Source organism: Sulfitobacter sp. M13 (assembly GCF_053474885.1).
The window spans coordinates 1,377,484-1,401,732 of sequence record NZ_CM130281.1; the positions used below are offsets into that span (position 1 = coordinate 1,377,484).

Consider the following 24,249-nt stretch of genomic DNA (forward strand, 5'->3'; position numbering starts at 1 on the left):
CGTTTGTTCTGGAATAAACTCATTTGGGATGCCTCAGCCTTGGGTTGGCAAGGATCGACACGATGTCCGCCACAAGGTTGAGCCCGATATAGACCGCGGCAAAGATCAAGCCGCAGGCCTGTACCACGGGCACATCACGTTTGCTGACGTGATCCACCAGATATTGCCCCATGCCGGGATAGGCAAAGACGACCTCTACCACGACGACGCCGACCACCAGATAGGCGAGGTTCAGCATCACCACGTTGACGATCGGGGCGATGGCGTTGGGGAAGGCGTGTTTGCGGATGATCTTGAGCATGCCCAAGCCCTTGAGCTCGGCTGTTTCGATATAGGGCGATTGCATCACGTTCAGGATCGCAGCCCGCGTCATGCGCATCATATGCGCCAGCACAACCAGCGTCAGCACCATCACCGGAATGGCAATCGCGTTCAGCTTGGCCCCAAGGGACATGCTGTCGTTGATGATCGCCACAGACGGGAACAGACGCCATTTGATCGCCACCCAGTAAATCAGCACATAGCCGATCATGAATTCGGGGATAGAGATCGTCGTTAGCGTGATCGCCGAAATCAGTTTGTCCGGCCAGCGGTCTTTATAGCGCACGGCCAACAGGCCTAGAAAGATCGCCAATGGTACAGAGATGGCAGCGGCCCAGAAGGCGAGGAACAGGGTGTTTTTCAGACGCCCGCCAAGGCTTTCGGCGATGTCGCGGCCATTGGTCAGCGCGGTGCCCAAGTCCCCCTGAAGCACGCCGCCAAGCCAAGCGAAATAGCGGGTCATGGCAGGATCGTTTAGGCCAAGCTCGCGGCGCATGTTTGCTAAGGCTTCGGGCGTGGCCGATTGACCTAATATGGATTGTGCCACGTCGCCGGGCAAAATCGAGGTGCCTACGAAGATAAGGATCGACGCGGCAAAGAGGAGAAGAAGGCCCAACGCTAAGCGTTGGGCGATCAGTTTGACGATGGGATGCATAAGCTGGGTCTACCTTATGCGTCTTTGACCCAGCATTTGATTCCGGCTTTGTTGTTGGACATCTCGGCATTGGGATCCACGACCCAGCCACCGACATTGTTGGCAACGCCATCCACAAAGTCGTTGAACATCGGCAGGATCAACCCGCCTTCGTCGCGGACCATCTGACCCATCTTGGAGTAGATTTCCTTGCGTTTGGCTTCATCCAACTCGGCGCGTGCCGACAGCAACATCTCGTCAAATTCGGGACGCTTCCAGCGTGTGTCGTTCCAGTCTGCTGTCGACAGATAGGCGGTCGAATACATTTGGTCCTGTACCGGACGGCCACCCCAGTAAGAGGCACAGAACGGCTGTTTGTTCCAGACTTCGGACCAGTACCCATCGTTAGGTTCGCGCTTGATTTCCAGCGGGATACCGGCGGCTTTGGCGGATTCCTGGAACAGGGACGCCGCATCGACCGCACCGGGGAAGGCACCGTCTGAAACGCGCAGGATGATCGGGCTGCCGTCATGACCAGAGGCTGCGTAATGCTCTTTCGCCTTCTCGACGGAGTATTCACGCTGCGGGATGGTGTCGTCGAACAGCGGGTAGGACGCGTTGATCGGCATGTCGTTCCCGACGGTTCCATAGCCGCGCAGGATCTTGTCGACCAGTTCTTCGCGGTTGATCGCATATTTCAGCGCCATACGCAGGTCGTTGTTGTCGAATGGGGCCGTGTCGATGTGCGCGATGAACACATAGTGACCACGACCGGCGACGGATTTCACCGACAGGTTCGGGGCACGGTCCAGCAGGGCGGCAACTTTGGGGTCGACGCGGTTGATCATATTGACCTGACCCGATTGCAATGCCGCAGTACGGGCGGTCGCATCGTTCAGCACCAAAACTTCGTTATAGTCGGTGTGGCCGCGGTTTTCGGCATCCCAGTAGTTTTCGTTGCGGGTAAAGCCGTGGCGCACTCCGGGTTCGTCGACCTCAAGTGTATAAGGGCCGGTGCCGATGCCCGCGCCGGGGTTGTCCATGCCGCCATCGGGCTGGATCATCAGGTGGTAGTCGGCCAGCAGATAGGGAAGGTCAGCATTACCGACACCCAGTTCAACGATAAAGTTGTCGCCGTCGACCTTCATGTTCTCGATGCCGCGCATGATGCCCAAGGCACCGGACTGGCTGTCTTCGTTCGAGTGGCGCTGCATGGTTTTCAGCACGTCTTCGGGGGTCATGTCCTTGCCGTTGTGGAACTGGATACCCTTGCGGATCTTGAACGCCCAGGTCTTCGCATCGGCAGAGGCCTCATAGCTTTCGGCCATGCGGTTTTCGATTTTGCCGTTCGGATCGACCTCGACGAGGCTTTCGTAAAGGTGGCGCAGGTTGTTCAGCGGAACCTCGGAAGCGGTCAGCGCCGGATCGAGCGTGTTGGTGGATTCACCGCCCGACGACCCGATCTTGAGCGTGCCGCCACGAATCGGAGCCTCGTGGGCAGCCGCCTGGGCATTGTTCGCCAACATCGAATTGGCGACGGCGGCTGTCACGCCCAAAGCAGCGGCGCGACCAACGAATTCGCGTCGTGTCATCGTGCCCATGGCCACTTGGCCGGTCATATGTTTCAGTTGATCATCCATGATGAAAACTCCCTGTTTTAGGTGATATATCCGCGCATTTTAGCGCAGGCTTTTTATTGACTGATGGCACAACGTTAAGCATTTCAGCCCGTGTCGCAAGCAGTATTACCAGCGGCCATTTGACGAGTTTGTTATATAAAGTGTCGCTTAATGTCTTCCGTCACGTCGCGTTCATATATCATTTTGTCGTTTTCGTACGCCTCTAGTCGGGCAGACAGGTGAAAGTGGGTAGCGTCCGACCACATCTGCGACCGGGTTTCCGTACGCAGAAGGATACCGTCACGTTCCAGCTCTTCGGTCCAGTGACAGCTGCCTTTGGCCGAGAGCGGATCGTCGGGATGGATGGTCCATGTTTCGCGTGCAAGGGACCCTGCGATCAGCCCGTGATCGGCATCACGTAGCTTGCCGAAATCATCCTCGATGATCAGTGAAATATTGCCGGTGACGCGGTCGATCTCTTGTCGGCGGATGTGGTTTTCAGGGCGCAGTGTCTCTGTCTCCCACGGGGCGGCAGAGGTGGGCGGGGCAAAGCTGTATTCGTCGCCGCCATTGGTAGGGCGCTGCGGCAGGTCGATATGGCCCGACGACAGTGTCACCTCGGCGGCCTCTGGCGCGGGCCAAAGCAGGGGCCAGTATGCGGTCGAAATCGACACCCGCAGCCGGTGCCCTTTGGGAATACGGTAGGCGATGTGGTCCAGATCAAGTGTGATATCTGTGGCGGCGCCCGGTGTCATTGCCTGCGGGTGTTCGGCGCTGTCGCGATGGCTGAGGTTCAGCACGCCGTAAGTAATCCGCGCCGACGCGCCGTCGGGATGGATATGGTTCAGCCGCACGGCGATCTGCCCCTGCGGTTTGTCGCAAGCCAGGCGCAAATGCAGGCGGGGTGCGCCAACGATATCCATCTGTTGATCCAGCGGCCCGCTGTCAAAGCAGATCGACAGCGCATCGTCTTGCCGCTGGTCGCCGGGCATCTCGGGCCCAAGCCAGATCGCGCAGTATTCGCCGCTATCCGCACCGCAATGGGCGGGGGAGGCGACGCTTTGGTCCAGTGGGGCCGGTGTGTCATGCAGCCCGTCGTTGGTCAGGTGCAGCGTTTCAGCCGGAAGGTGCGAGGTCGCGCCCGTGGCTTCGGTGATCCAGCGGCCAGGGCGCTCGTGTGTCCATGTCGCGGGGCGCATGCCGTCCATCAGATAGGCGCGATAATCGGGGTCGTCTTCAACGCCGGTGTCGATGTCCTTGAGCCAACGATCCCACCAGCGAAGGGCTTCTTGCAGAAAGCCGATGCGCGGTTCGGGGATGGCGAAATGCGGGTATTTATGCACCCAAGGGCCGACGATCCCTTTCGCATCGGGCAGGGCTTCGACCAACTGGGGCACAGCGTTTTTGTAGGAATCGCCCCAACCGCCGACCGCCAGCACCTTGGCTTTGATCGCGCTGTAGTCCTCGATCACCGATCCTTGCTTCCAATAGGCGTCGCGCGACTGATGGCGCAGCCAAAGCGCAGGCAGGAACGGCTCTGCCTCCAGTCGTTCCTGCCACATCTCGCGCCAGTCGGGGCGCAAGGCAGGGTCGGGCGCACGGCTTGAATAGGCCCACATCGTCGCCCCCCAGCCGAGGTTCTCGTTCAACAGGCACCCGCCCTTGTAATGGATGTCATCGGCAAACCGGTCGACGGTGGAGCACAGCGTGATCACCGCTTTCAGCGCGTCTGGCGCATGGGCTGCGACCTGTAGGCCGTTAAAGCCGCCCCAGCTAATACCCATCATGCCGACGGCGCCACTGCACCACGGCTGCGCGGCTAGCCAGTTTATCACCTCTAGGCAGTCGGCCTGTTCTTGCGGGGTGTATTCGTCTTCCATCACGCCGTAGCTGTCGCCGTTCCCGCGCATGTCGACCCGCACACAGGCATAGCCACGTTCGGCAAACCACGGGTGCGTTAGCGCATCACGGGCCGTCGTTCCGTCGCGTTTGCGGTAGGGCAGGTATTCAAGGATAACGGGAACCGGCGTTGCATTTGAATTTTCAGGGCGCCAGATCCGCGCAGAGAGCCGGCATCCGTCCGAGAGAGTGATACCCAAATCCGGGTCTTCGATCAGCGGCAGCGGGGTGTTTGGGGGGGTGTTCATGTCCCGAAGGTTGCGAGGGAACCTATTTTTGTCAACCGTTTAGGTAGGGATAAGGGGCCTGCGCTCAAGAGCTTTTCCTGAATAAATTGAAATGGTTAATAATGCAGCACGTTAACCTTAGTTAACAACTTCCCGCTCTGATAGAAACTGTGGCCGCGATGCACCGTTGAAATAAGGCAAGAATGTGGCGTGTCAGTTTAAACTTGGCTTTTATGTGTCTAGGCGGCTATCTTCTGCCTCAATAATAGCGTCGTTTTAAAGACGAAAAATATTCAGGCGGCTGCACGATGCGATCAACGCGTTGGCGGCCATAAAATTTTCTCAGGTGTCGCGCGTAGAATGCGTACCGAGGTGGAGCAGATATTATGAAGACGATAGATTTCGTCGTTCGCGATCAAGCGGGCGCATTGCAACGTGGCACGGTTGCCGAAAACGCAAACTTCCACGTCATTCAGGCTACATCAGGTCAGGAAATATCGCTGAACCTGCGTCAGACCGATTTCCAGTCGCATCAGCGCTCGGGCGACAATCTTGTGCTCACGCTCAATGACGGGTCGGTCATCACCATCGAGAATTACTTTAACGACACCGGTGCCGCGAACCGTCTGTTTATTTCGGCGGATGGCTATCTGAACGAAGTCGCCTTTGTCGAGGGCGAGGGTGGCGGTCTGTATGCCCAGTACGGCCCGACAGAGCAGTGGGGCAAATGGAGCCCTTCTGACGATCTGATCTATCTAGGTCGCAGCGATGTGGCATCAGTGCCGGGCGGCGTAGAGCCGGGCGATGACGAAGTATCCATGCTCGCAGCCCCCTTGTTGGGTGGCGTTGTCGGCGGCGGTGGTGCAGCAGCAGCAGCCGGTGCGGCAGTTGTGGGTGGCGCGGCGGTCATCGGCGGCGGTGGCGGCGGTGGTGGTGGTGGTTCCTCTGCGGCGGCACCCTTTGTGAACGATGCGGAAACCACCGGCACCGTGGGCGGTGACGATGCGGTTGAACAGATTATTGTCACGGGCGGCGGCGAGCCGGGCTCTGACGTTGTCGTCACGATCGGCGACAAGGACGTCACAACGATCATTGGCGAAGACGGCACATTCGAAGCGGTGTTCGAGGGCGACAACTTCCCCGAAGACGGTGATCATGAGGCCGAGGTGGTTGTCACAACCGACGGAACCGAGGCAGTGCTAGACGGTCCGACGTTCATTATCGACACCACTGCGCCCACGGTCACGTTGTCCCAAGGTACGCAAAGCGTCGGCGACTTCTTTAACGGTGAAGCTTTCGCTGATGGCGTTACTTTGGCCGGCAACGGCGAGGCGGGCGCATCTGTCGATGTGACAATCGCCGGCATCACGCGCAGCACCATCGTGGCCGAAGACGGTACATGGTCCGTCACCTTTGAAACCGGCACATTGCAGGGCGGCGAATACGAATCCGACGTGCTGATTTCGACATCCGATCAATATGGCAACACCTCGACCAGCACTGAAACGCTGGTGGTGGATACTGTTGCGCCGACGGTCGCTGTCACATCCGGCACGCAATCCGTGGGCGACAGCTTTAACGCGGCTTCCTTTGCGGGCGGCGTCACGCTGAACGGCACCGGCGAACCCGGCTCGACCGTGCAGCTGACCATCGGTGGCATCACCCGTAACGCGACCGTGGGCGACAATGGCGCATGGTCCGCGACATGGCAGGCAGGCACTTTGCCCGCAGGTGAATACATCAGCGATGTTACCATCGTAACGACCGATGCTTTTGGGAATAGCTCTACTTCGACCGAGCAGCTGGTGGTGGATACCGTCTCCGAGGTCACGATTGCGGCGGATGCGGTCGAAGTCGACGGCGTGATCAACGCGGCAGAGCGCGGCGACGGCGTGACGCTGACCGGCACATCGCAGCCGGGATCGACCGTTCAGGTCAGCTTTGGCGGCGCGACACGCGATGCGTTGGTTGATGCAAACGGCAACTGGTCCGCGGATTTCGCGGCCTCTGACATTCCAACCGGAGAGACAACAGCGACCGTCACGGCTGTGGCGACGGATACGGCGGGCAACACCGCGACCGCAACCAGCCAAGTCGAGATCGACACACTGGTAAATAATCTGGCCTTCACGGGTCAGACCGGCGGCAACGACGGCGTGATTAACGCGACAGAGGCCGCGCAGGGCATCGTCATGACCGGCACGGTCGAGCCTGGCTCGTCTGTTATGGTCCAGCTTGGCCAGATCTCGCGCGCGGCAACGGTTGCGGCAGATGGCACGTGGACCGTCAGCTTTGCACCCAGCGATATTTCTGCAGGCACATACACCAGCACAATGACCGCCACCGCAACAGACGCGGCGGGCAACGTGGATAGCGTGTCGCAAACAGTCACTGTTGATACCGAAGCCGGATCGCTGACCATCAGCCCGCTGCCGGTTGAAGGCGATGATGTGGTTAACGCCGCCGAAGCAAGCGACGGTGTGGCCATTTCCGGTACCGCAGATGCGGGCGCGGTCGTACAGGTCACGCTGGCCGGTGTGACACATACGGTTGTGGCGAATGGCAGCGGCCAGTGGACAGCATATTACGCCGCCGGCGAGGTTGCCCAAGGCGTCTATACCGCCGACATCAGCGCGACCACGACCGACGCCGCCGGCAACAGCCGCAGCGCCTCTGACAGCGTGCGCGTGGATACCCGCGTCGACAACCTGTCGCTGAACACGGTCGAAGGGGATGACATCATCAGCGGGGCAGAGCGTCTGGCCAACGGCGGCGTGCTGGTCACTGGTACCTCTGAAATCGGGTCGTCCATCGTTGTGTCGCTTGGCGGCGCGTCGGTGAACGGGGCCGTGGATGCCAATGGCAACTGGTCCGTGACCTTTGCGCCGGGTCAGGTGTCCCAAGGCACGATCAACACCACCGTATCTGTCAAGGCAACCGATGCAGCAGGCAATACCGCCACGGCAAGCCACGGCGTGCTGATCGACACGGTCGTTGACCCGCTCGAGATGGCGCAAGCAGGCGGGAATGACGGTGTGGTCAGCTCCCGCGAAGCGCAAGCCGGCATTGATTTGAACGGTCAGGTTGAAGCCGGCTCAAGCGTTGTGGTCAACTTTGACGGCACCAACTACACCGCTTTCGTAGATGGTGCGGGCAACTGGTCGGTGACGATCCCGCCCTCCGAAATCCGCGAAGGCACATATGATGCCAATATCTCGGTCACGGCGACGGACCGTGTCGGCAACATCGCATCAATCACCGACACACTGGCGATTGACACCTATGCCCCCGAAGGCCCCGTCATCGCGTCCTATACCCGTGACGGCGACGGCATCCGAGGTATCTCGACCGAGATCAGCCCCGATACACTGGACGTGCATCAAGTGCATGCAGACCGCTCTATCTCCGAAGTGGAATCGACCAGCTTTGACATCGACCCCATCGGCGAGCGGAACTTTCAGTTCAACAGCAATGTACCGGACGGGTCCGACCTGATCGTGACGGCAACGGATGCGGCGGGAAACTTCTCGGGCACATATCTGGCGCTGGATGACGAGGCGGCAAATACGCAGCTTAACCTGACCAACCCGAACCTGGGCAACTACAACATCGAAACCGTTGATCTGCAGTTCGCCGAAGAGGCGCAACTGACCATTACCGAAACCGCATTGGTCAACCTGTCGAGCAACACAAACGAGCTGATCATCGACGGGCACAACGACGACACAGTGACGATCACCGGCGCGCAGCGTGGGGGGTCCGAAGTACGTGGCAACCAGACCTACGACATCTACACCTTGGGTGACGAAGCCACGTTATTGATCGACAACGATATCAACGTCATCGTCTAACGACTGCACCGCGCCCTCTGTCCAAGGGGGCGCGGGTGGCACACGCAGGCGGCAACGACCGCAGGCGTTTCCAAAATAAAAAAACCGGCACGCTAAGGGCAGGATAATGAGGCAGAGTGTAAAACGGGCAGGGGGCATATGCGCAGCAGCGCTGGCCCTATCCGGCTGCATGTCGGATTTCGGCAGCGGCATGATGCCCGGTGACCTGATGCCGACCGACATCGTCACACGGTTCCGCACCCCCGATGCCTCGCAGGCGATGAAACCCACCTACGCTGAAAAAATCACCGCAGACAGCCAGATCATTCAAGGTCTGGCACTGCGGTCTTCTGTTTTGCCCGATGGTACCGTGTCGGATCAGGTTGCCGCGGCCGTGCTGGCCGCCAACAGCCGCACCGCCGAGGCAGAGCTGCGCGCCGCAACGTTGCGGTCCGAGGCGGCGAGCAAGAACTGGCTCCCCAAGATCGGGCCACAGGTCAACCTCACCTCGCTGGGGTCGCTCGCGGCCAATCTGGTGGTGGATCAGGTGCTGTTCGATAATGGCCGCCGCGCGGGCGAACGCGCCTTTGCTGTGGCCGACGTCGAAGTCGCTGCCGTGTCGCTGGCGCAAGACACCAATAACCGCGTGTCCACTGCGCTGAAACTATACACCAACGCGATCGAGGCGCGCGATACCGCCGCGCTAAACCGTGTCTCGCTCAAGGATATGACCCATTTCGAATGGGTGATGCAGGAACGTGTCAAAGGCGGCGTATCGGATGTGTCCGACCTGACCATCCTGCGCCAGAAGCTGCTGGAAATCCGCGCCACGCTTGATGCCTCGGTTGAGCGCGAAGCGACATCGATGTCCGAGCTGAACGCCATGTCGATCCACCCTCTGGATGCCATGCACGGCGTGCCAGAGGTCCCCGTAAACAGCTTTGCCGGCGCGCCATTGTCCGTGGTCCGTGCCGAAGCCGAAAAGACCCGCGCCATTGCGGCGTCCAAGGTCGAACGTGCCGGATTTCTGCCGGGCCTGTCCGCGGGCGCGACCATCGGTGAAGGGGGCGGTGCAGGACTGTCGCTTGGGTCGGATCAACTGTTGGGTCTGGGCACCAAGGCGTCGCTTGACGCGTCGGGCATGGCCGAGGAAACCGCCACGCGCAAAGTGCGCCAATCGATCGAAGACGCGAACCGCACGTTGCGCCGTCTGGAAAAACAGCTGAGCGCCAAAACCCGTCAGGCCGCCGAAGCCGCAACCCTTGCAGTACAGGCCAAACGCAACCTAGATCTATTTCAGGAACAGTATGACGCCGGTCAGCGTCAGGTCATGGATGTGGTCGGCGTCTACGAAACATACTCGCGCCAGCAACAATCGCAAATCACCCTTAAATACGAGGCGGTGCGTCTGAAAATCGAGATGGCGCAAATACAGGGCGTGCTGGCGGACGGGAGCGCGATTTGACCCAGAAGCCGACCTTTACGCTGACGATCACCAACGGCAACCAAGGTCGAATGGCGGCAACGGAGGCGGTGCAGCCCAAGGCAGAGAATGCCAATCGCCCCGAGGACCGTATCATGGCGCGGGCAAAACTGGCCGCGACCTATGCCGGATTACTGGGGGTCACCACTGCCGCCCGCGATATCTTTGACGTTGTTGCCGCGGCCCCGCAGCATGGCAACGATCCGCATGTCGAGGCCGAAGCGCTAGCGCGTGGGATGGAGACAGCAGGGCTGGTCACTCAGGTCAGCCGCGTGCAGGGCATTTCGAAAGATATGTGGCCGGCCTTGGCCTATATGACATCGGGGCAGGTGCTGTTGGTGATGGGCCAGCAGCGCGGCGATCTGATCCTCTATGATACCACCTGCACCGACAACCGCGCGATGGTGCCGATCAGCGATTTCAAGCCCTTCTTTGCAGGTTTGGTGCTGCGCGCCGAAGCCTCGCTGAAGACAGTGGCGGAAACCCATAAAACCGACGGTGCGCCTGCGCATTGGTTTTGGGGGCAATTTCCGCGTTTTCGTCGCCAGCTGATAGAGGTCGCAACGGGGTCGTTTGTGGCGAACCTGCTGGCTGTCGCCGTGGCGCTGTTTTCGTTGCAAGTCTATGACCGCGTGATCCCGCACCAGTCCGAAGCGACGCTATGGGTGCTCGCCGCCGGTGCAGGCCTCGCGCTGTTGATGGAGGCCTTCCTCAAGATGGCGCGGGCGCGGCTGATGGACGGGGCAGGGCGGCAGATCGAACTATCGGTGCAAGACGTCTTGATGCGCCGGTTGCTGGGCATGCGGTCGGACGCGCGCGGCCAAGCGCCCAACCAGCTGTTCTCCGCAATGCGTGAATTCGGGTCGGTGCGCGAATTCTTTACTGCGTCGACCATTGGCACGATCGCGGATATCCCGTTTATTTTCGTCTTCCTGTTCCTCGTCGCCAGCATCGCGGGCAATGTGGTCTGGGTGCTGGTGCTTGGCGGGATCTTGATGCTGGTGCCGGGGTTCTTTCTGCAAAAGAAAGCGATCCAGTTGACGCAGGAAACCCAAGGGGCGTCGACTAAATCCTCGCGGCTGCTGCACGAGGCGATATTCGAACTGGATACGGTCAAGACCCAGCGGGCAGAGGACCGCGTGCTGCGTCTGTGGACCGAGCTGAACACCTTGTCGTCGGTTAAATCCTCAGAGCAACGGAAGCTGGCGTCGTTCCTCACGTTTTGGAGCCAAGGGGTCCAGCAGGCTACCTATGTTGCCGCGGTGATCGTGGGCACTTATCTGGTGTTTGCGGGTGAATTCACCGTGGGGTCCATTATCGCGGTCGGTATCCTGACGGGCCGGACGCTGGGGCCGCTGACGCAGCTTTCGGGTACGATGGCGCGGTGGGGCAATGTCAAAGGCGCGCTGGACGGGCTCGACGCGATTGTCGCCGCACCGCAGGACACCGCCGAGGCGCGCACCTATTTGCGGCGCGAAAAGTTGAAAGGCCAGTTCGAGCTGCGCGATGTGATGTTCCGCTATGAGGACGACGGCGCACCGACGGTTGATATCAAAGCGATACTGATCCAGCCGGGGCAGCATGTTGCCGTGCTTGGGGCCAACGGATCGGGCAAATCGACGCTGCTGAAAATGCTCAGCGGGCTCTATGCCCCGACCGAAGGGCGCATCCTGATTGACGGCACAGAGCTGGGCCAGATCGAGCCGCGCGACCTGCGCCGGCTGATCGGCTATCTGGGTCAGGACGTGCGCCTGTTCTCGGGCACGCTGCGCGACAACCTGAACCTCACCATGCTGGAGCGTGACGATGATCGCCTGCACGCCGCGCTTGATTTTGCGGGTCTGGGGCCGTTTGTGCGCAACCACCACAAGGGTCTGGACCTAGAGATCAAGGACGCAGGCGCGGGCCTGTCTATCGGACAGCGACAATCTATTGGTTGGGCGCGCCTGTGGTTGCAGGATCCGGCGATCTGCCTGCTGGATGAACCGACGGCTGCGCTGGACCAACGACTGGAAGCGACACTGGTTTCGCGATTGCAAGACTGGATGGCAGGGCGCACCGCGATCATCGCGACGCACCGTGCGCCGATCCTTGCACTGACAGAACGTACGCTGGTGCTCCAAGATGGCCGTATGACCGTTGACGGGCCAAAAGAAAAAGTGCTCGCCCATCTGGCGGGTCAGAAGGGGCATGTCGCATGAACTCTGTCAGCACCACGCCGCTGGGGGCGCAGATGACGGGGCAGATGCGCGGGCCTTCCATAGTGATCTGGCTCTGCGGCGCATCGGTGCTGGTGTTTTTGCTGTGGGCCGCTTTTGCGTGGGTCGATGAAATCGTGCGCGCCGAAGGGTCGATGATTTCCAGCTCGCGGCCACAGATTATCCAGAACCTCGAAGGTGGCATTCTGGCCGAGCTTGCCGTGGGCGAGGGCGATCACGTGGAGAAGGGCGACGTGTTGGCACGGTTGCACGGCACGCAGTTCCAGTCCTCGGTGGATGATCTGCGCGATCAGATCAGCGCCTTTGAAATCCGCCGCCTGCGGCTGGAGGCAGAGCTGGCGGGGCAATACGACTTTGACGTGCCCGACGCCTATAGCACGCGCACCCCTGATATCGTCGCCTCGGAGCGCACGTTGCTGAAGGCGCGGCAATCGGATTTCGTTTCGCGCTCTGAGGGGGCGGGGCGGGTGCTGACCGAGGCCACGAAAGAGCGTGAGCTGCTTGAAAATATGCTCAAGAAAAAGATCGTATCACTGATCGAGGTCACGCGTGCCCGCAAGGCCCATGCAGATGCACGGATCAAACTGGACGAGATCGTCACCGGCACAGAGCTGGACCGCGCGCAGGAATATTCGGACGTTCTGAAAGAGCTGGCGACGCTGAAACAGAACCTCAAGGCGAGCACCGACCAGTTGAACCGGACCGTGCTGGTCAGCCCGCTGCGCGGCATCGTCAACAACCTGAGTGTGACCACCATCGGCGGCGTCGTGCGTCCGGGCGAGGAGATCTTGCAGATCATCCCGCTGGACGAAGAGCTGTTCGTAGAAGCCCGCGTCAAGCCAGAAAACATCGCTGGTGTGCGTCCGGGGCAAGAGGCGACGGTCAAGCTGTCGGCCTATGACTACACGATTTACGGGACACTCAAGGGGACGGTCAAACTGATCTCGGCTGATACGTTCAAGGACGAACGGTCCCGCGCGGCGGATGGCGATCCGCATTATAAGGTGACGTTGCAGGTGGATACTGAACACCTCACCCCACGACAGGCGTCTTTGCAGATCCGCCCGGGGATGCAGGCGAGCGTCGAGCTGCACACAGGGTCAAAGACGGTTTTGCAGTATCTGTTAAAGCCGCTTTATAAATCTAAAGAGGCGTTTCGCGAGCCGTAGGCCTGGCAAGGGGGGCTGTCGGCCCCCTGACCCCCCGAGGATTTTTTCCATTTGGAAGATCAGGGGTTTTCCGTATCGAGCCAGAGGGTGACGGGGCCGTCATTGGTCAGGGCCACGGACATGTCGGCCCCGAACGCACCTGTCTGGACGGGAACGCCGAGGGCTTCGACGCAAGCGATAAAATCTTGGTACAGCATCTTTGCCTGATCGGGCTTGGCCGCGCGCGAGAAACCGGGACGCGTGCCACGGGACGTGTCGGCAGCGAGGGTGAACTGGCTGACGATCAGTGCGCTGCCGCCCGTATCGGAGAGGCTGCGGTTCATCTTGCCTGCATCATCCTTGAACAGGCGCAGCTTGGCGATCTTTTGCGCCAGCGCCTGCGCGGTCGTTTGGGTATCGTCGGGCATGGCGCAGACGAAAATCAGCAGGCCATGGTTGATTTGCCCGATGATCTGGCCGTCGACAGTGACAGAGGCGTCGGTAACGCGTTGGAGAAGTGCGCGCATGTCAGGCCTTCCAGTCGATAATGTCGGCGGGCCTGGCCCGCTGCGTGCGGAACCGGTTGATCGGAGCTGCTTCGTCTGCATAGCCAAAAGAGATCGCGCAGAGGATCAGACGGTCTTGGGACAGGCCGAAATGGTTACGCACGGTGGGCGCATAGGCGGCGATGGCGGCTTGGGCGATGGTGGCAACGCCAAGCGCTGTGGCAGCCAGCGTAAAGGCGGTGACAAAGCCGCCGCTGTCCAGCGCGCCATATGCCCCGAGCTCTGCCGGAGAGGTCACAATCGCCACATGCGGCGCGTCAAATAGCGCATAGTTCCGCACCATCTGCGCGGCGCGGCCTGCGCGGTCTGCCTTGTCGATGGCAACCGCGTCATAGAGCTGGAAACCGCAGGCCCGCCGCCGATCGCCGTAAACGCCACTGTAGGATGTGGGCCAATCGAGATCGGCGGCGGGGGGTGTCCCCTTGGCGATCTCTTGCGCCAGCGCGTCGCGGAAGCGGTCGGTCGCGGCCCCTTTGGTGACGGTCAGCTGCCACGGCTGCGCATTGCACCACGACGGCACATGGCGGGCGGTTTCGACGATGCGCGTGATCACCGCCTCATCGACCGGATCGGGGCGGAAAGCACGGCAGGACGATCGCGCCTTTAGAATATCGGTGAACGTATCGATCTGGGTCATTTTTGCAGCGCCATAAAATATCCGACGATCCCGGCGACAATCAGGCCGAGGATCACCGCAAAGGTGATCTTGACGGTGGAATAGGGGCGTTCCCCCTGAACACTGCCGGTGCGGCCGTTGACGACAAAACGATAGGTCTTGCCGCGGTATTTATAGGCCGCCAGCCAGACCGGCAGCAGGATATGCTTGAACGTCACATCACTAACCTGCGTCTGGATATTGTGGATGCGCTGGCGGTCGCCCCCAATGTCAAAACGCACGTCGCGCTGGATCATTCCGTCCATGACCTCGCGGGCCTGCGCATAGCCTTCGTCAAGCGTCACCGCATAGGCTTCGGCGCGAAACCCTGCGAGGTATTCCGGTGCATAGGGTTCCAGCGCCGCCAGATCCCACGGAGCCAGTGCATCGGTAAACCGTTTCGGAAGCGACGTTGACGCCAGCACCAGCACATCGTCAAAGAAACGCGCCACACGACCCGAGGTCGCCCGCCAGCGGATTTTGGGCACCTGCTGCTGCACGCGCTTGCCGTCGCGCATCACGGTTTGGGTAACGTAATAGACCGTCCCCCTCTCGCCGGAATAGCTGGATCGGGTGTCGGCGTCATAGGTCCAGTAGGGCACATAGATCCCCTGCATCTTGCGGCCCTTGCGCGCGTATTCTTGCAAGCCGTTGGGGGCAAACCAAAGGCTGCCAAGCCAATCTGTCATGGCATCGCGTGCGGTATTTTCGGTCAGGCCAAAGGGCAGCACAGCGCGGGGTTTAATGTGGCGGTTCAGGCCGGTGTCGATCACCACAGGCGTCGCGCAGAACGGGCACTCCGTCGCGTGTTTGCCGGGGTCAAATTCCACTTGCGCCGCGCAGTTGGGGCAGGTGGTAACGCGGGTTTCCTCCATCTGGGATTGGGGGAGCGCGCTGGCGAGGGCGGCTTGAAAATCGAGCTCGGCGATGGGGCTATGCACACCGCGCGCATCCGAGATTTCTTCGGTATTGCCGCAGTGGTCGCAGACCAGCAGATATCTTTCGGGATCAAACCGCAGATCGGATCCGCAGGTATCGCAGGGAAAACGGTGTTCCTCGCTTGGCGTCGGAGGGAGCGCGGGGTCGTCAAAGCCGGTGCTGGCGGGCATAGAGCTGTCCTTTGGTCAGGCCTGCACCAGACATAGGGCACCGCGCAGGCTGCGACCAGAGCGGGGCTACAAAAAACGGTGCAGCAGCTTGGGGGCCATGATGCGCAAGGCGTTGTCGCGCAGATGAATGTGGCGCCAGATGTGAAACCCTGCATGGGCGAGCACGATGCCTGCAAGGGCGTAAAATTCGATACTGTGGATCAGGCCGACCCAGTCGTTGGCACGCGGCAGGTCAAGCGGTACGGCAATCGGGACAATGCCCCCGGCCCATAGCTGCACAGTAGATGTAACCCCGATCATGAGCCCCGTGAGCGCGACACCTAAGATACCCCAGATCAGGGTTTTATGCAGCACAGGATGCAGCCAGCGGACCCAGCCTGTCAGTTTGGGGCCGGGGCGGCCCAGTAATCCACGTCGCATATAGTGGACCCACCACAGGAGCGCCGCACTGACAAAGACAAGTCCCATGACAGAATGAAACCGCACCGCCGCAGGCCCGATCCGCGCCACGTCGGACGGCTGCACCAGCAAGAACCAGACGAACAGGGGCACCATGCCCCAATGTAACAGTTTCATCAGGGTGCGCCGATGGGGCAACAAGGGGCGGCGGGGTGTGATCATAGCCTAGACACGTGGGCCGCCCCATCTGAGTTTCAGACCGCTTTATGCACCGGCGGGCGGCGGCGGGGGCGGCAGCACGGTAAAGAGCTGCGCCAGTTCTGCCACGTCGTCAGCTTTCAGCCAGCCATCCTGACCCGGTGTCCAGACATAGGTTTCGCGTTTCAGCCCGCCATCGGCAGCCATGCGCCCCAAGGCGGCCTTGGAAAACGGGCCCTTGGTTTGGCCGTTTTCGGCCAGATGCCAGACCTTGTCGGGCTGAGGCGGCGGGGGAGGAGTGTGGGAGGCAGGGGCCGCGGCAGCGGGGCGGGGGCCCCACGGGCCTGCCTGCGCGGCGGCAGCCTGACCCATCTGCATCCCCAACCCAGCCCCAAGGCCGGTTTGCAGGGCGGCACCGGCAGCACCTTCGCGGCCCAGGGCTTCGGCGGCCTGAAACTGGGTGAACTTGTTAAGATCGCCGATCACACCCATCGAGGATCGCTTGTCCATCACCTCTTCCACGGCAGGGGGAAGCGAGACGTTTTCAATATAAAGCTCGGGGATGGTCAGGCCGTATTCTGCAATAGTAGCCGAGATTTCAGTGCTCACCAGTTTGCCCAATTCGCGGGTATTGGCGGCCATATCCATCACCGGAATATTCGACAACGCGATGCTGCGCGAAAATTCCTGCACAATGATGTTGCGGATCTGATAGCTGATCTCGTCCATGGTGAATTCGCCGTCGGTGCCGACAATTTCGGTGAGGAACCGCGCAGGGTCCGACACTTTGACAGAGTAGGTGCCATAGGACCGTAGGCGCACGGGGCCAAATTCGGGGTCGCGCACGATGATCGGGTTCTTGGTGCCCCATTTCAGATCGTTGAAACGCGTGGTGTTAACGAAATAAATCTCGGATTTGAAGGGGCTTTTAAAGCCGTGGTCCCAGTGCTGCAACGATGTCATGATCGGCATGTTGTTGGTTTCAAGCATATAAAGCCCGGGCGTGAACACATCGGCCAGCTGGCCTTCGTGGACGAACACCGCAGCTTGACCCTCGCGGACGGTCAGCTTGGCCCCGTATTTGATCTCGTGGCCCTCGCGTTCGAACCGCGACACCATCGTATCGCGGGTGTCATCGGTCCAGTGGATAACGTCGATGAATTGGCCAGAGAGAAAATCGAGAATACCCATGTCTTGGTCCTTTCGGGGGAAGTCGGAGGCGGGTTAAACGGGCCCGCCAAGTAGTTCATTTGCGATCTCGCGGGCGACGGGGGTGGCCTCTTCGGCGGTCATGCCAGCATGCAAGCGAGGATCATAAAGCATCTTGAGCAAAAGCTCGTCATGGCGGGTCAGCAGCGCGAATTCGTCGTCATCGTTGAAGATCGACGGGCGTGCGGTGGGGCTGTCATTGGCAAGGCCAAGCCCCTGCGCGAGCTCTTCGTGGATGCACGACAGCCGCATAAGGGACGGGTTTTCTGCCCGGATCACGGCCACGGCAGCAGTATAGATGTTGGGGTCTGCACCCCCGGCATAGGCTGCGACGACGCAATAGGTATCGCGGCGCAGATCGCTGAGCGCGGCAAGGCTTTCGGCAGTGACACCGGGGATGCGCTTGGCTGCGAGGGCCAGAGCATCGGACCGGTCGTCCTCGCCGGCGACGATCACCATAAAGTTCGGTTTCCCCCCGACTGAGACGGAATGCTGCGTCGTCGCGGCCAGACGGGCGGCGTAATCTTTGATAGAAGCCTCGTCACGCGCGCGTTCAGACGGGGGCACGCCGTCGCCGAAAACCACCTCCATCCGCACGGGGCGTTCCCAGCGACGCATCGGGGATTTGTCCCCACGGCCGGTCAGGGTGGCATTGTATTCGTTGTAAAAGGCGATTTGTTCAAAGTTGCGCACCAGCATACCGGCAGAAAAAGGGGTATCCTGCCCGCCACCATCACGTCGTAAAAGGCCTTGGCTAAGCTGCGCCTGCTGAACCTGATGGAAATAGCTGCGCAGCTTGGCGCTTTTTTGCGACGTCGGCTTGGCCACCACAGGCGGCGGGGCCGGTGGCGTTTCGGGGCGCGCGATGGGCTTCAGCGTCGGTTCAACCGGGGGCTGCGGGGTACAGGCGGCGAGCGCGGCAAGCATTGCCACCGTGCCGAACCATCCTGCCTGCCCTAACCGTTGCCATGCCATATCGCGCGCTCCAAGCGTAAAAGGGATTAAACCGAAGAGGGTGCGGGCTTGGCCGCTTTGGCAGAGGCCAACGTGTCGCGCAGATTGGCTTCCATTTCCTGTAGGTCTTTTTCGGCAGAGGCGCGGCGCGCTTTGCCTTCGTCCGCGATTTGCAGGGATTCCTGAATGGTCCCGATCAGGTCGGCGTTGGCCTGTTTGACCGCTTCGATGTCGAAAACGCCGCGTTCCATCTCGGTGCGGATGACCTTGTTGCTTTCGCGCAAGTTCTGCGCGTTCGACGTCAGCAGTTCATTCGTCAGATCGTTGGCATCGCGCACGGCAGCGGCGGCTTCGGCGCTGCGCTGGATGGTGACCGCCTGCGCCAACTGGGTTTCCCACAGTGGCACGGTGTTCACGAGGGTGGAATTAATCTTGGTTACCAGCGACTTGTCGTTTTCCTGCACCAAGCGGATAGAGGGCAGCGACTGCATTGTCACCTGACGGGTCAGCTTGAGGTCATGCACACGGCGCTCCAGATCGTCGCGCGCGGCGCGAATGTCACGCAATTCCTGCGCGACCATGACTTGATCCGCCTCGGGCGCGGCGTCGACCTGCGCTTGTTTGGCGGGAATAGTGGTCGCGTCCAGCTCTGCCAGCTTGGCCTCGCCTGCTGCGATATAAAGGGCGAGTTCGTCATAGAACTGCAGCGTCTTTTCATACAGCATATCAAGTGATTTGATATCCTTTAGCAGGGTGTGCTCATGGGTCAGCAGCTCGTCCGTGACGCGGTCGATCTGACCTTGAACCTGTTCGAACTTGGCGGTGAACTTGGCAAAGGGGGCGGCGCGACCCAGCAGACGTTCCCACCAGCTGCGTTCACGGCGAACGTCCAGTTCCGACACCGAAAAACCGCGGATGGTCGTCACGATATTGCGCAGGCTGTCACCGGCGGGGCCAACATCCTTGTTCCGCACATCTTGCAACATCGCTTGGCTGATTTCCTGCAGCTCAGCCTGCGCACCGGAGCCGAAACCGATAATCGATTGCGTGTCGCCCATGTCGATCTCTGCCATGCGGCTTTTGATCTCGGCCGATTGTGGCGCATCTGCCTTTTCAAGCGAAACGACAGCATCCGCGGGCGCGGGGTCGGCCAGCACTTGGGCGTTTACCTCATCCACCAGCGCTACGGATTGGGTGGCTTTTTCACGAATGGTATCAGACATGGTTCAAGTATTCCTATGTTCTTGCGGGTGCGACAGATTAATCGAGGCGCACGCCTTCTCGGGAAAGCCGCTCGCGCAGCACGTCGATTTCGATGTTCAGGTCGGTCTTGTCTTCCAATAGCGATTTTTGGGTGCGCGCGGCAAAATTTTTGTCCAGATCATCCAGCAAGGCCAGATAATCGGCACGCGCCTGCGCATCGCCTGTGCTGGCATATATGTCAGCGAACTTGATCGTCGCGTCCCGTGCACCCAAAAGGTAGACCGACAAATATTTGCGGGCACCGGTCAGATCGCGCGGGTCATCCTGTACAGTGCGGATCAGGGTGCGCGCCGTGTCCTGAAACTGGGCCAGGCGGTCCCGCGCTTGTCGGTCGCCTGCGCGCACAATAGCGGTGTTCATCGCGGCAAGGTGCTTTTCGGCCTCGTCCACGACACGGGCGACGCGATCTTTTTGAAAGCTGTCCACGCCTTCCATCCCTTTGGCGGTCAGCGGATCGATGCCAAAGGCCGACACATGTAGCCCCATCGCGGCCAAGCCATACAGCACGGGGGCCACCAGGCCGGGATCATTCTTATAGGCAGCCAAGGCCACACCCGCACCGGTGAGCAGGCTGGCGATGATCTTGCGCGGTAGGGCGGGGCGTTCAGCCACTTTGCGCGCGGTATAGGCGGCTTCGGCTTTTAATCCTTCGCGCAGCATCCACGCGGCACCGGTCAACGTCGCTGCGGCCACCAAGCCAAGGGCAAGCCCCTGAGCGCCGTCGTTCAATGACAGGAACACCAGCGGAATGGCGGGGATGAACAAGAGCGTTGCCCGCCCGCTTGCGGGGTCAACCTCTATGCGTTTTGCACGGGCTTCACGCGGGGCTGACGCGTCGCCGCTGCTGTCTTGATTGCTGTATTTACCGCCAAAGCGCTGTGCCATGGATCAAAGCCCCCCAAGCCAGCCGGTGGACACGCCGAACAGCAAAACGATCAGGGCAACATAGGTGATTTTCTGAAACGGTGTCGGTGCCATGGGGCGATAGATCTCCTGTCCCTGCGCGGGTGCCGATGCGCGACGGCTTGCGTCCAGTATCCTTGCGACGATTGTCACCAAAATGGCGACAAACGCAACAATCAGCGCCAGCGTGGCGACAATGACTAGCAATCGACCCATCAGAACTTCCTTTGTACGACATATAGTCGCCGTACCGGCTACCGACTAGGGTTGAGCACGTAAAAGAAGCTGACAAGGGGCCGTAAACCCAAAGAAATCAGGGTTTACGGGTGGATTTCACGCGGGTGCCGAATTTGCGCGGCGCAGGGGCGTCGAACGCAGTGCGGGCAGGCTTGGATTTGCCATAGCCGGGCTTGGGCTTGCCGGGGATGGTTTTGCCGGTGGCGGTCTTGTCGCCGGGTTCTTTTGGCAGACCGGGGCGACCGGGGCCTGGCTCTCCGGGTTTGCGCGTCTTTCGTTTGACGATACGCGCGGGCTTTTTCTTGACGGCGGTACCAGTGGAATCCGCAATCTCAAGCCCAAGCTGGTCACGGACGATCTTGCGTTTCAGCTCTTCGACCTCACCGGGTTTCAGCTCGCCCAACTGGAACGGACCATAGCTGGTGCGGATCAGACGGTTGACTGACAGGTGCACCGCTTCCATCGCGCGGCGAATTTCGCGGTTCTTGCCTTCGCGAAGCCCGATCGTAAGCCAGGCGTTTGCACCCTGTTGCCGATCAAGCGATACCGTCATGGGCTGGAAATCCTCGCCATCGACGGTGATGCCCTTGCGCAGCGGTTCGAGCATATCATCGGTGGGCCGGCCATTCACCCGCACGCGGTAGCGCCGCAGCCAGCCGTTCGATGGCAGTTCCAAACGGCGTTTGACCTCGCCGTCATTAGTCAGCAGCAACAACCCTTCGGAGTTAAGGTCAAGCCGACCGACGCTCATGACGCGGGGCATGTCTTCGGGCAGATCATCAAAGATCGTGCCGCGGCCTTTTTCATCGCGATTGGTGGTCACCAGCCCCGTGGGCTTGTGGTACAGCCAGACGCGGGGTGGTTCGGGCTCGCCGACGGGCTTGCCGTCCACGGTGATCGCATCGGCAGGCGTCACGTTCAACGCGGGCGAATCGATTTGCGCGCCGTTGACCCGCACGCGGCCGGCCTCGATCATGCGCTCGGCTTCGCGGCGGCTGGCAAGTCCGGCACGGGACAGGACTTTGGCAATACGGTCACCGGGAGGGGTGCCGGATTTCGGGGGCTGGGAGGGTGTATCTTCGCTCATACCACAGCGCTTACCCTGTTTCCTGCGCTTGCGAAAGGGCGCCGTTTGCGGGCATGAGACATGAATGAGCTTTACCTCTTATATGTCCATCGCATTAGAACAGGCCCGCGCCGCAGCTGCCCGCGGTGAAGTGCCCGTGGGTGCGGTCATCGTCGCACCTGATGGCACTGTCGTGGCCCAAGCTGGCAACCGCACGCGCGAGCTGAATGATCCGACCGCCCACGCCGAGGTGCTGGCCATTCGCGCCGCCTGTGCTGCGGCGGGGTCCGAACGGCTGGGCGGGCACGCGCTTTATGTGACGCTTGAACCCTGCGCGATGTGTGCCGCCGCGATCTCGGCGGCGCGGGTGGCGCGGTTGTACTACGGCGCGTCCGACCCTAAGTCAGGCGGAGTGGCACAGGGCGCGCGGGTGTTTTCCCATGCCCAATGCCACCACGCCCCCGACGTCTATGACGCCATCGCAGCCGCCGAGAGCGAAGAGCTGCTGAAGACGTTTTTTGCTGCGAAACGAAAAGGATAAGCGCCATGGCCCAACGGGATGAACTGAGCATTTTCGTGCGCGACGCGTTGACCGCAGGCAAGTCCCGCACCGAGATTACTGCCGCGTTGGCCCACGCGGGCTGGCGCAGCGCAGAGGTGCAGGACGCCCTGAACGGATGGGACGAGATGCCGTTCTCTCCGCCCGTTCCTCGCCCCGTGGCGACGGTGTCTGCGCGGGATTTCTTTACCTATGCGCTGACGTTTTGCGTACTGATTCTTGGGGCATTCAATCTGGTGGTTGTGTTGCAGGCGCTGGTTGATCTGGCCTTTGCCACGGGGGATGGCGGCAGTGACCGGCCAATCCGCTGGGGCGTTGCCGTGTTGATTGTGACTGCGCCGCTGTACCTATGGCTCACCCTGCGGGAGCGGCGGAAACTGGCGCGCGACCCTGCGCATTACCGGTCCGCGATCCGCAAATGGATGATCTATATCGGGCTGCTCTTGGCTGCGCTGACCCTGCTCGGGGATGCAATTGCCACGATCTATGCACTGCTGACCGGTGATCTGACCCTGCAATTTATCGTTAAGGCGCTGGTGGTACTGGTCGTGGCGGGGGGCATATTCGGTTTTTATGTGCGGGACCTGCGCGAAGAGGCCCCTGCGTGAACAAACTGCTACTGATCTGCATGTGCTTGCTGGTCGGCGGGGCCATTGTCGGTGGCTTGATGGTGGTAGGTGGACCAAAGCAGGCGCGACTGGCGCGCGAGGACAAGCAGCGCATCAGTGACCTGCGGATCCTTCGCAGTCATCTCATGTGCATCGGCCCCCCGCGCAAGCCGCTGCCCCAGACCCTGACGGATGACGCCTATTGTCCCAGCACGCGCCACAGCCTGCACGATATCCTAACCAGTGGCGATCCTGCGAGCGGCGCACCTTATGTGTACCGCCGTTTCAGTGACACCGCGTTCGAGGTTTGTACGACGCTGGCCCTGAACCCGCAAAAGGCGCGCAAAGCTGCGTTTGATCAAGGCAACATCGCCCTGCGCGCCGACGACACCCTCTGCTTTACCGGGGAGCGTGCCGTTTCTATCGATTAGGGGGATCCTATAGCGTGATGGCCTTGAGCACTTCGGGCTCGATCACGTCCACGCCGGGCAAACCGTCGACCAGCACCCGAGCCGATTGCTCTAGCGCGTCAAAGGTGCGGTAGTGGCAGGGGATCACGGTTTTGAAGTCGAAATACCGCTTGGCCGCATAGGCCGCGCCGGCCATATCCATAGTGAAATGTCCGCCCGCGCTCAGGATGCCGATGTCGGGTTTGTGGTAGTCGCCCATCCAATCCATATCCGCCATAATATCGGTATCGCCCGACACATAGACCGTGTGACCTTCGCCCCTGATCATAAAGCCGATTTCAGCCCCCATATAGACCGGACCCGCGTCCCCATCGACCGAAGAGGAATGCGACGCCGGCACCATCGTCACGTCAACCTTGCCGCAGCGGATCGTGCCGCCTTTGTTGAAGCCCGTGGTGTTTTCCACGCCTTGCGCGCCGAAATACCCCATCAGTTCAACCATGCCCGCAACCGGTGCACCGGTTTTTTCCGCGACCATCTTGAGGTCTTGGGTGTGGTCGAAATGCCCGTGGGTCACCAGGATTTGCGTCACGCCGGACAGTGCGGCATCGTGCTGCGCGTCGTCCAGCATCGGGTTGCCGGTGAGCCAAGGGTCGATCAGCAGAATCTGATCCTCGATCTCGATGCGAAAGCTGCCGTGGCCTAGCCAGATGATATCCATTTTGGTCTCCCT

General features: G+C 60.6%; 21 protein-coding genes. 7 read left to right on the forward strand and 14 right to left on the reverse strand.

The features are described from left to right. Positions 1–19 precede the first annotated feature (19 nt). From ACVBAU_RS06520 to ACVBAU_RS06530, 3 genes are all read right to left on the reverse strand, one after another. Positions 20–976, reverse strand: coding sequence for an ABC transporter permease (locus tag ACVBAU_RS06520; RefSeq protein WP_093733795.1), 957 nt, complete (start codon positions 974–976; stop codon positions 20–22). Between the two features lie 14 nt (positions 977–990). Then, positions 991–2,595: an ABC transporter substrate-binding protein gene (locus ACVBAU_RS06525; protein ID WP_448328596.1), complete on the reverse strand. Its 1,605-nt coding sequence runs from the start codon at positions 2,593–2,595 to the stop codon at positions 991–993. A 131-nt stretch (positions 2,596–2,726) separates the two neighbouring features. After that, positions 2,727–4,721, reverse strand: coding sequence for a CocE/NonD family hydrolase (locus ACVBAU_RS06530; protein WP_448328598.1), 1,995 nt, complete (start codon positions 4,719–4,721; stop codon positions 2,727–2,729). Between the two features lie 365 nt (positions 4,722–5,086). On the opposite strand from ACVBAU_RS06530, the gene ACVBAU_RS06535 reads away from it, so the two are divergent. The 4 genes from ACVBAU_RS06535 (at position 5,087) to ACVBAU_RS06550 (ending at position 13,401) form a co-directional block, all read left to right on the forward strand. After that, positions 5,087–8,551 carry an Ig-like domain-containing protein gene (locus tag ACVBAU_RS06535; RefSeq protein ID WP_448328600.1) on the forward strand — a complete coding sequence of 1,155 codons (3,465 nt, stop codon included), beginning with the start codon at positions 5,087–5,089 and terminating at the stop codon, positions 8,549–8,551. A gap of 136 nt (positions 8,552–8,687) precedes the next feature. Then, complete coding sequence (locus ACVBAU_RS06540; protein WP_138925159.1) at positions 8,688–9,995, forward strand: TolC family protein; 1,308 nt, start codon at positions 8,688–8,690, stop codon at positions 9,993–9,995. After that, entirely contained in the window at positions 9,992–12,214 is a 2,223-nt protein-coding gene (locus ACVBAU_RS06545; protein WP_138923902.1) for an ATP-binding cassette domain-containing protein, read from the forward strand. The genes ACVBAU_RS06540 and ACVBAU_RS06545 overlap by 4 nt, the downstream gene beginning before the upstream one ends. Further along, complete coding sequence (locus ACVBAU_RS06550; protein WP_335745164.1) at positions 12,211–13,401, forward strand: HlyD family efflux transporter periplasmic adaptor subunit; 1,191 nt, start codon at positions 12,211–12,213, stop codon at positions 13,399–13,401. Before ACVBAU_RS06545 ends, ACVBAU_RS06550 begins: the two co-directional genes overlap by 4 nt. A gap of 59 nt (positions 13,402–13,460) precedes the next feature. On the opposite strand, the gene dtd is transcribed toward ACVBAU_RS06550, so the two are convergent. The 10 genes from dtd to ACVBAU_RS06600 form a co-directional block, all read right to left on the reverse strand. Beyond that, complete coding sequence (gene dtd / locus ACVBAU_RS06555) at positions 13,461–13,907, reverse strand: D-aminoacyl-tRNA deacylase (protein WP_335745163.1); 447 nt, start codon at positions 13,905–13,907, stop codon at positions 13,461–13,463. Between the two features lies 1 nt (position 13,908). After that, positions 13,909–14,583, reverse strand: coding sequence for a nitroreductase family protein (locus ACVBAU_RS06560; protein WP_448328603.1), 675 nt, complete (start codon positions 14,581–14,583; stop codon positions 13,909–13,911). Continuing rightward, positions 14,580–15,710 (reverse strand): primosomal protein N' (replication factor Y) - superfamily II helicase, encoded by a 1,131-nt coding sequence (locus ACVBAU_RS06565; protein ID WP_448328605.1) that lies wholly within the window; start codon positions 15,708–15,710, stop codon positions 14,580–14,582. The genes ACVBAU_RS06560 and ACVBAU_RS06565 overlap by 4 nt, the downstream gene beginning before the upstream one ends. Positions 15,711–15,776: 66 nt before the next feature. Further along, entirely contained in the window at positions 15,777–16,286 is a 510-nt protein-coding gene (locus tag ACVBAU_RS06570; RefSeq protein ID WP_448328607.1) for a cytochrome b/b6 domain-containing protein, read from the reverse strand. 87 nt (positions 16,287–16,373) lie between these two features. Then, positions 16,374–17,498: an SPFH domain-containing protein gene (locus ACVBAU_RS06575; RefSeq protein WP_335745160.1), complete on the reverse strand. Its 1,125-nt coding sequence runs from the start codon at positions 17,496–17,498 to the stop codon at positions 16,374–16,376. 33 nt (positions 17,499–17,531) lie between these two features. Continuing rightward, positions 17,532–18,491, reverse strand: a complete 960-nt coding sequence (locus ACVBAU_RS06580) for a DUF2927 domain-containing protein (RefSeq protein WP_335745159.1) — start codon at positions 18,489–18,491, stop codon at positions 17,532–17,534. A gap of 26 nt (positions 18,492–18,517) precedes the next feature. Further along, entirely contained in the window at positions 18,518–19,693 is a 1,176-nt protein-coding gene (locus ACVBAU_RS06585) for a toxic anion resistance protein (protein ID WP_448328609.1), read from the reverse strand. Positions 19,694–19,730: 37 nt separating this feature from the next. Beyond that, positions 19,731–20,618, reverse strand: a complete 888-nt coding sequence (locus tag ACVBAU_RS06590) for a 5-bromo-4-chloroindolyl phosphate hydrolysis family protein (RefSeq protein ID WP_448328611.1) — start codon at positions 20,616–20,618, stop codon at positions 19,731–19,733. 3 nt (positions 20,619–20,621) lie between these two features. After that, on the reverse strand, positions 20,622–20,852 hold the full coding sequence (locus ACVBAU_RS06595) for a hypothetical protein (protein ID WP_448328613.1): 231 nt from the start codon (positions 20,850–20,852) through the stop codon (positions 20,622–20,624). A gap of 97 nt (positions 20,853–20,949) precedes the next feature. Beyond that, complete coding sequence (locus ACVBAU_RS06600) at positions 20,950–21,960, reverse strand: pseudouridine synthase (protein ID WP_448328615.1); 1,011 nt, start codon at positions 21,958–21,960, stop codon at positions 20,950–20,952. Between the two features lie 64 nt (positions 21,961–22,024). Here ACVBAU_RS06600 and ACVBAU_RS06605 point away from each other — a divergent pair, with 64 nt between their 5' ends. Genes ACVBAU_RS06605 through ACVBAU_RS06615 form a run of 3 tightly spaced genes read left to right on the forward strand, consistent with a single transcriptional unit; the run spans position 22,025 to position 23,537 of the window. Further along, positions 22,025–22,480 (forward strand): nucleoside deaminase, encoded by a 456-nt coding sequence (locus ACVBAU_RS06605; protein WP_138923890.1) that lies wholly within the window; start codon positions 22,025–22,027, stop codon positions 22,478–22,480. A 5-nt stretch (positions 22,481–22,485) separates the two neighbouring features. Beyond that, a complete protein-coding gene (locus ACVBAU_RS06610) occupies positions 22,486–23,106 on the forward strand; it encodes a DUF5671 domain-containing protein (protein ID WP_273053523.1) in 621 nt (206 codons plus the stop codon). Continuing rightward, on the forward strand, positions 23,103–23,537 hold the full coding sequence (locus ACVBAU_RS06615) for a hypothetical protein (protein ID WP_448328617.1): 435 nt from the start codon (positions 23,103–23,105) through the stop codon (positions 23,535–23,537). The genes ACVBAU_RS06610 and ACVBAU_RS06615 overlap by 4 nt, the downstream gene beginning before the upstream one ends. A gap of 7 nt (positions 23,538–23,544) precedes the next feature. On the opposite strand, the gene ACVBAU_RS06620 is transcribed toward ACVBAU_RS06615, so the two are convergent. After that, positions 23,545–24,237: a metal-dependent hydrolase gene (locus tag ACVBAU_RS06620; RefSeq protein WP_448328619.1), complete on the reverse strand. Its 693-nt coding sequence runs from the start codon at positions 24,235–24,237 to the stop codon at positions 23,545–23,547. Between the last annotated feature and the right edge of the window lie 12 nt (positions 24,238–24,249).

Bases quoted from the DNA above. Each gene is read 5' to 3' on its own strand.
- ACVBAU_RS06575 (WP_335745160.1), bottom strand. From the start codon at position 17,498: ATGGGTATTCTCGATTTTCTCTCTGGCCAATTCATCGACGTTATCCAC.
- ACVBAU_RS06620 (WP_448328619.1), bottom strand. From the start codon at position 24,237: ATGGATATCATCTGGCTAGGCCACGGCAGCTTTCGCATCGAGATCGAG.
- ACVBAU_RS06520 (WP_093733795.1), bottom strand. From the start codon at position 976: ATGCATCCCATCGTCAAACTGATCGCCCAACGCTTAGCGTTGGGCCTT.
- ACVBAU_RS06600 (WP_448328615.1), bottom strand. From the start codon at position 21,960: ATGAGCGAAGATACACCCTCCCAGCCCCCGAAATCCGGCACCCCTCCC.
- ACVBAU_RS06570 (WP_448328607.1), bottom strand. From the start codon at position 16,286: ATGAAACTGTTACATTGGGGCATGGTGCCCCTGTTCGTCTGGTTCTTG.
- ACVBAU_RS06530 (WP_448328598.1), bottom strand. From the start codon at position 4,721: ATGAACACCCCCCCAAACACCCCGCTGCCGCTGATCGAAGACCCGGAT.
- ACVBAU_RS06580 (WP_335745159.1), bottom strand. From the start codon at position 18,491: ATGGCATGGCAACGGTTAGGGCAGGCAGGATGGTTCGGCACGGTGGCA.
- ACVBAU_RS06585 (WP_448328609.1), bottom strand. From the start codon at position 19,693: ATGTCTGATACCATTCGTGAAAAAGCCACCCAATCCGTAGCGCTGGTG.
- ACVBAU_RS06595 (WP_448328613.1), bottom strand. From the start codon at position 20,852: ATGGGTCGATTGCTAGTCATTGTCGCCACGCTGGCGCTGATTGTTGCG.
- dtd (WP_335745163.1), bottom strand. From the start codon at position 13,907: ATGCGCGCACTTCTCCAACGCGTTACCGACGCCTCTGTCACTGTCGAC.
- ACVBAU_RS06535 (WP_448328600.1), top strand. From the start codon at position 5,087: ATGAAGACGATAGATTTCGTCGTTCGCGATCAAGCGGGCGCATTGCAA.
- ACVBAU_RS06610 (WP_273053523.1), top strand. From the start codon at position 22,486: ATGGCCCAACGGGATGAACTGAGCATTTTCGTGCGCGACGCGTTGACC.
- ACVBAU_RS06565 (WP_448328605.1), bottom strand. From the start codon at position 15,710: ATGCCCGCCAGCACCGGCTTTGACGACCCCGCGCTCCCTCCGACGCCA.
- ACVBAU_RS06550 (WP_335745164.1), top strand. From the start codon at position 12,211: ATGAACTCTGTCAGCACCACGCCGCTGGGGGCGCAGATGACGGGGCAG.
- ACVBAU_RS06560 (WP_448328603.1), bottom strand. From the start codon at position 14,583: ATGACCCAGATCGATACGTTCACCGATATTCTAAAGGCGCGATCGTCC.
- ACVBAU_RS06605 (WP_138923890.1), top strand. From the start codon at position 22,025: ATGAGCTTTACCTCTTATATGTCCATCGCATTAGAACAGGCCCGCGCC.
- ACVBAU_RS06525 (WP_448328596.1), bottom strand. From the start codon at position 2,595: ATGGATGATCAACTGAAACATATGACCGGCCAAGTGGCCATGGGCACG.
- ACVBAU_RS06590 (WP_448328611.1), bottom strand. From the start codon at position 20,618: ATGGCACAGCGCTTTGGCGGTAAATACAGCAATCAAGACAGCAGCGGC.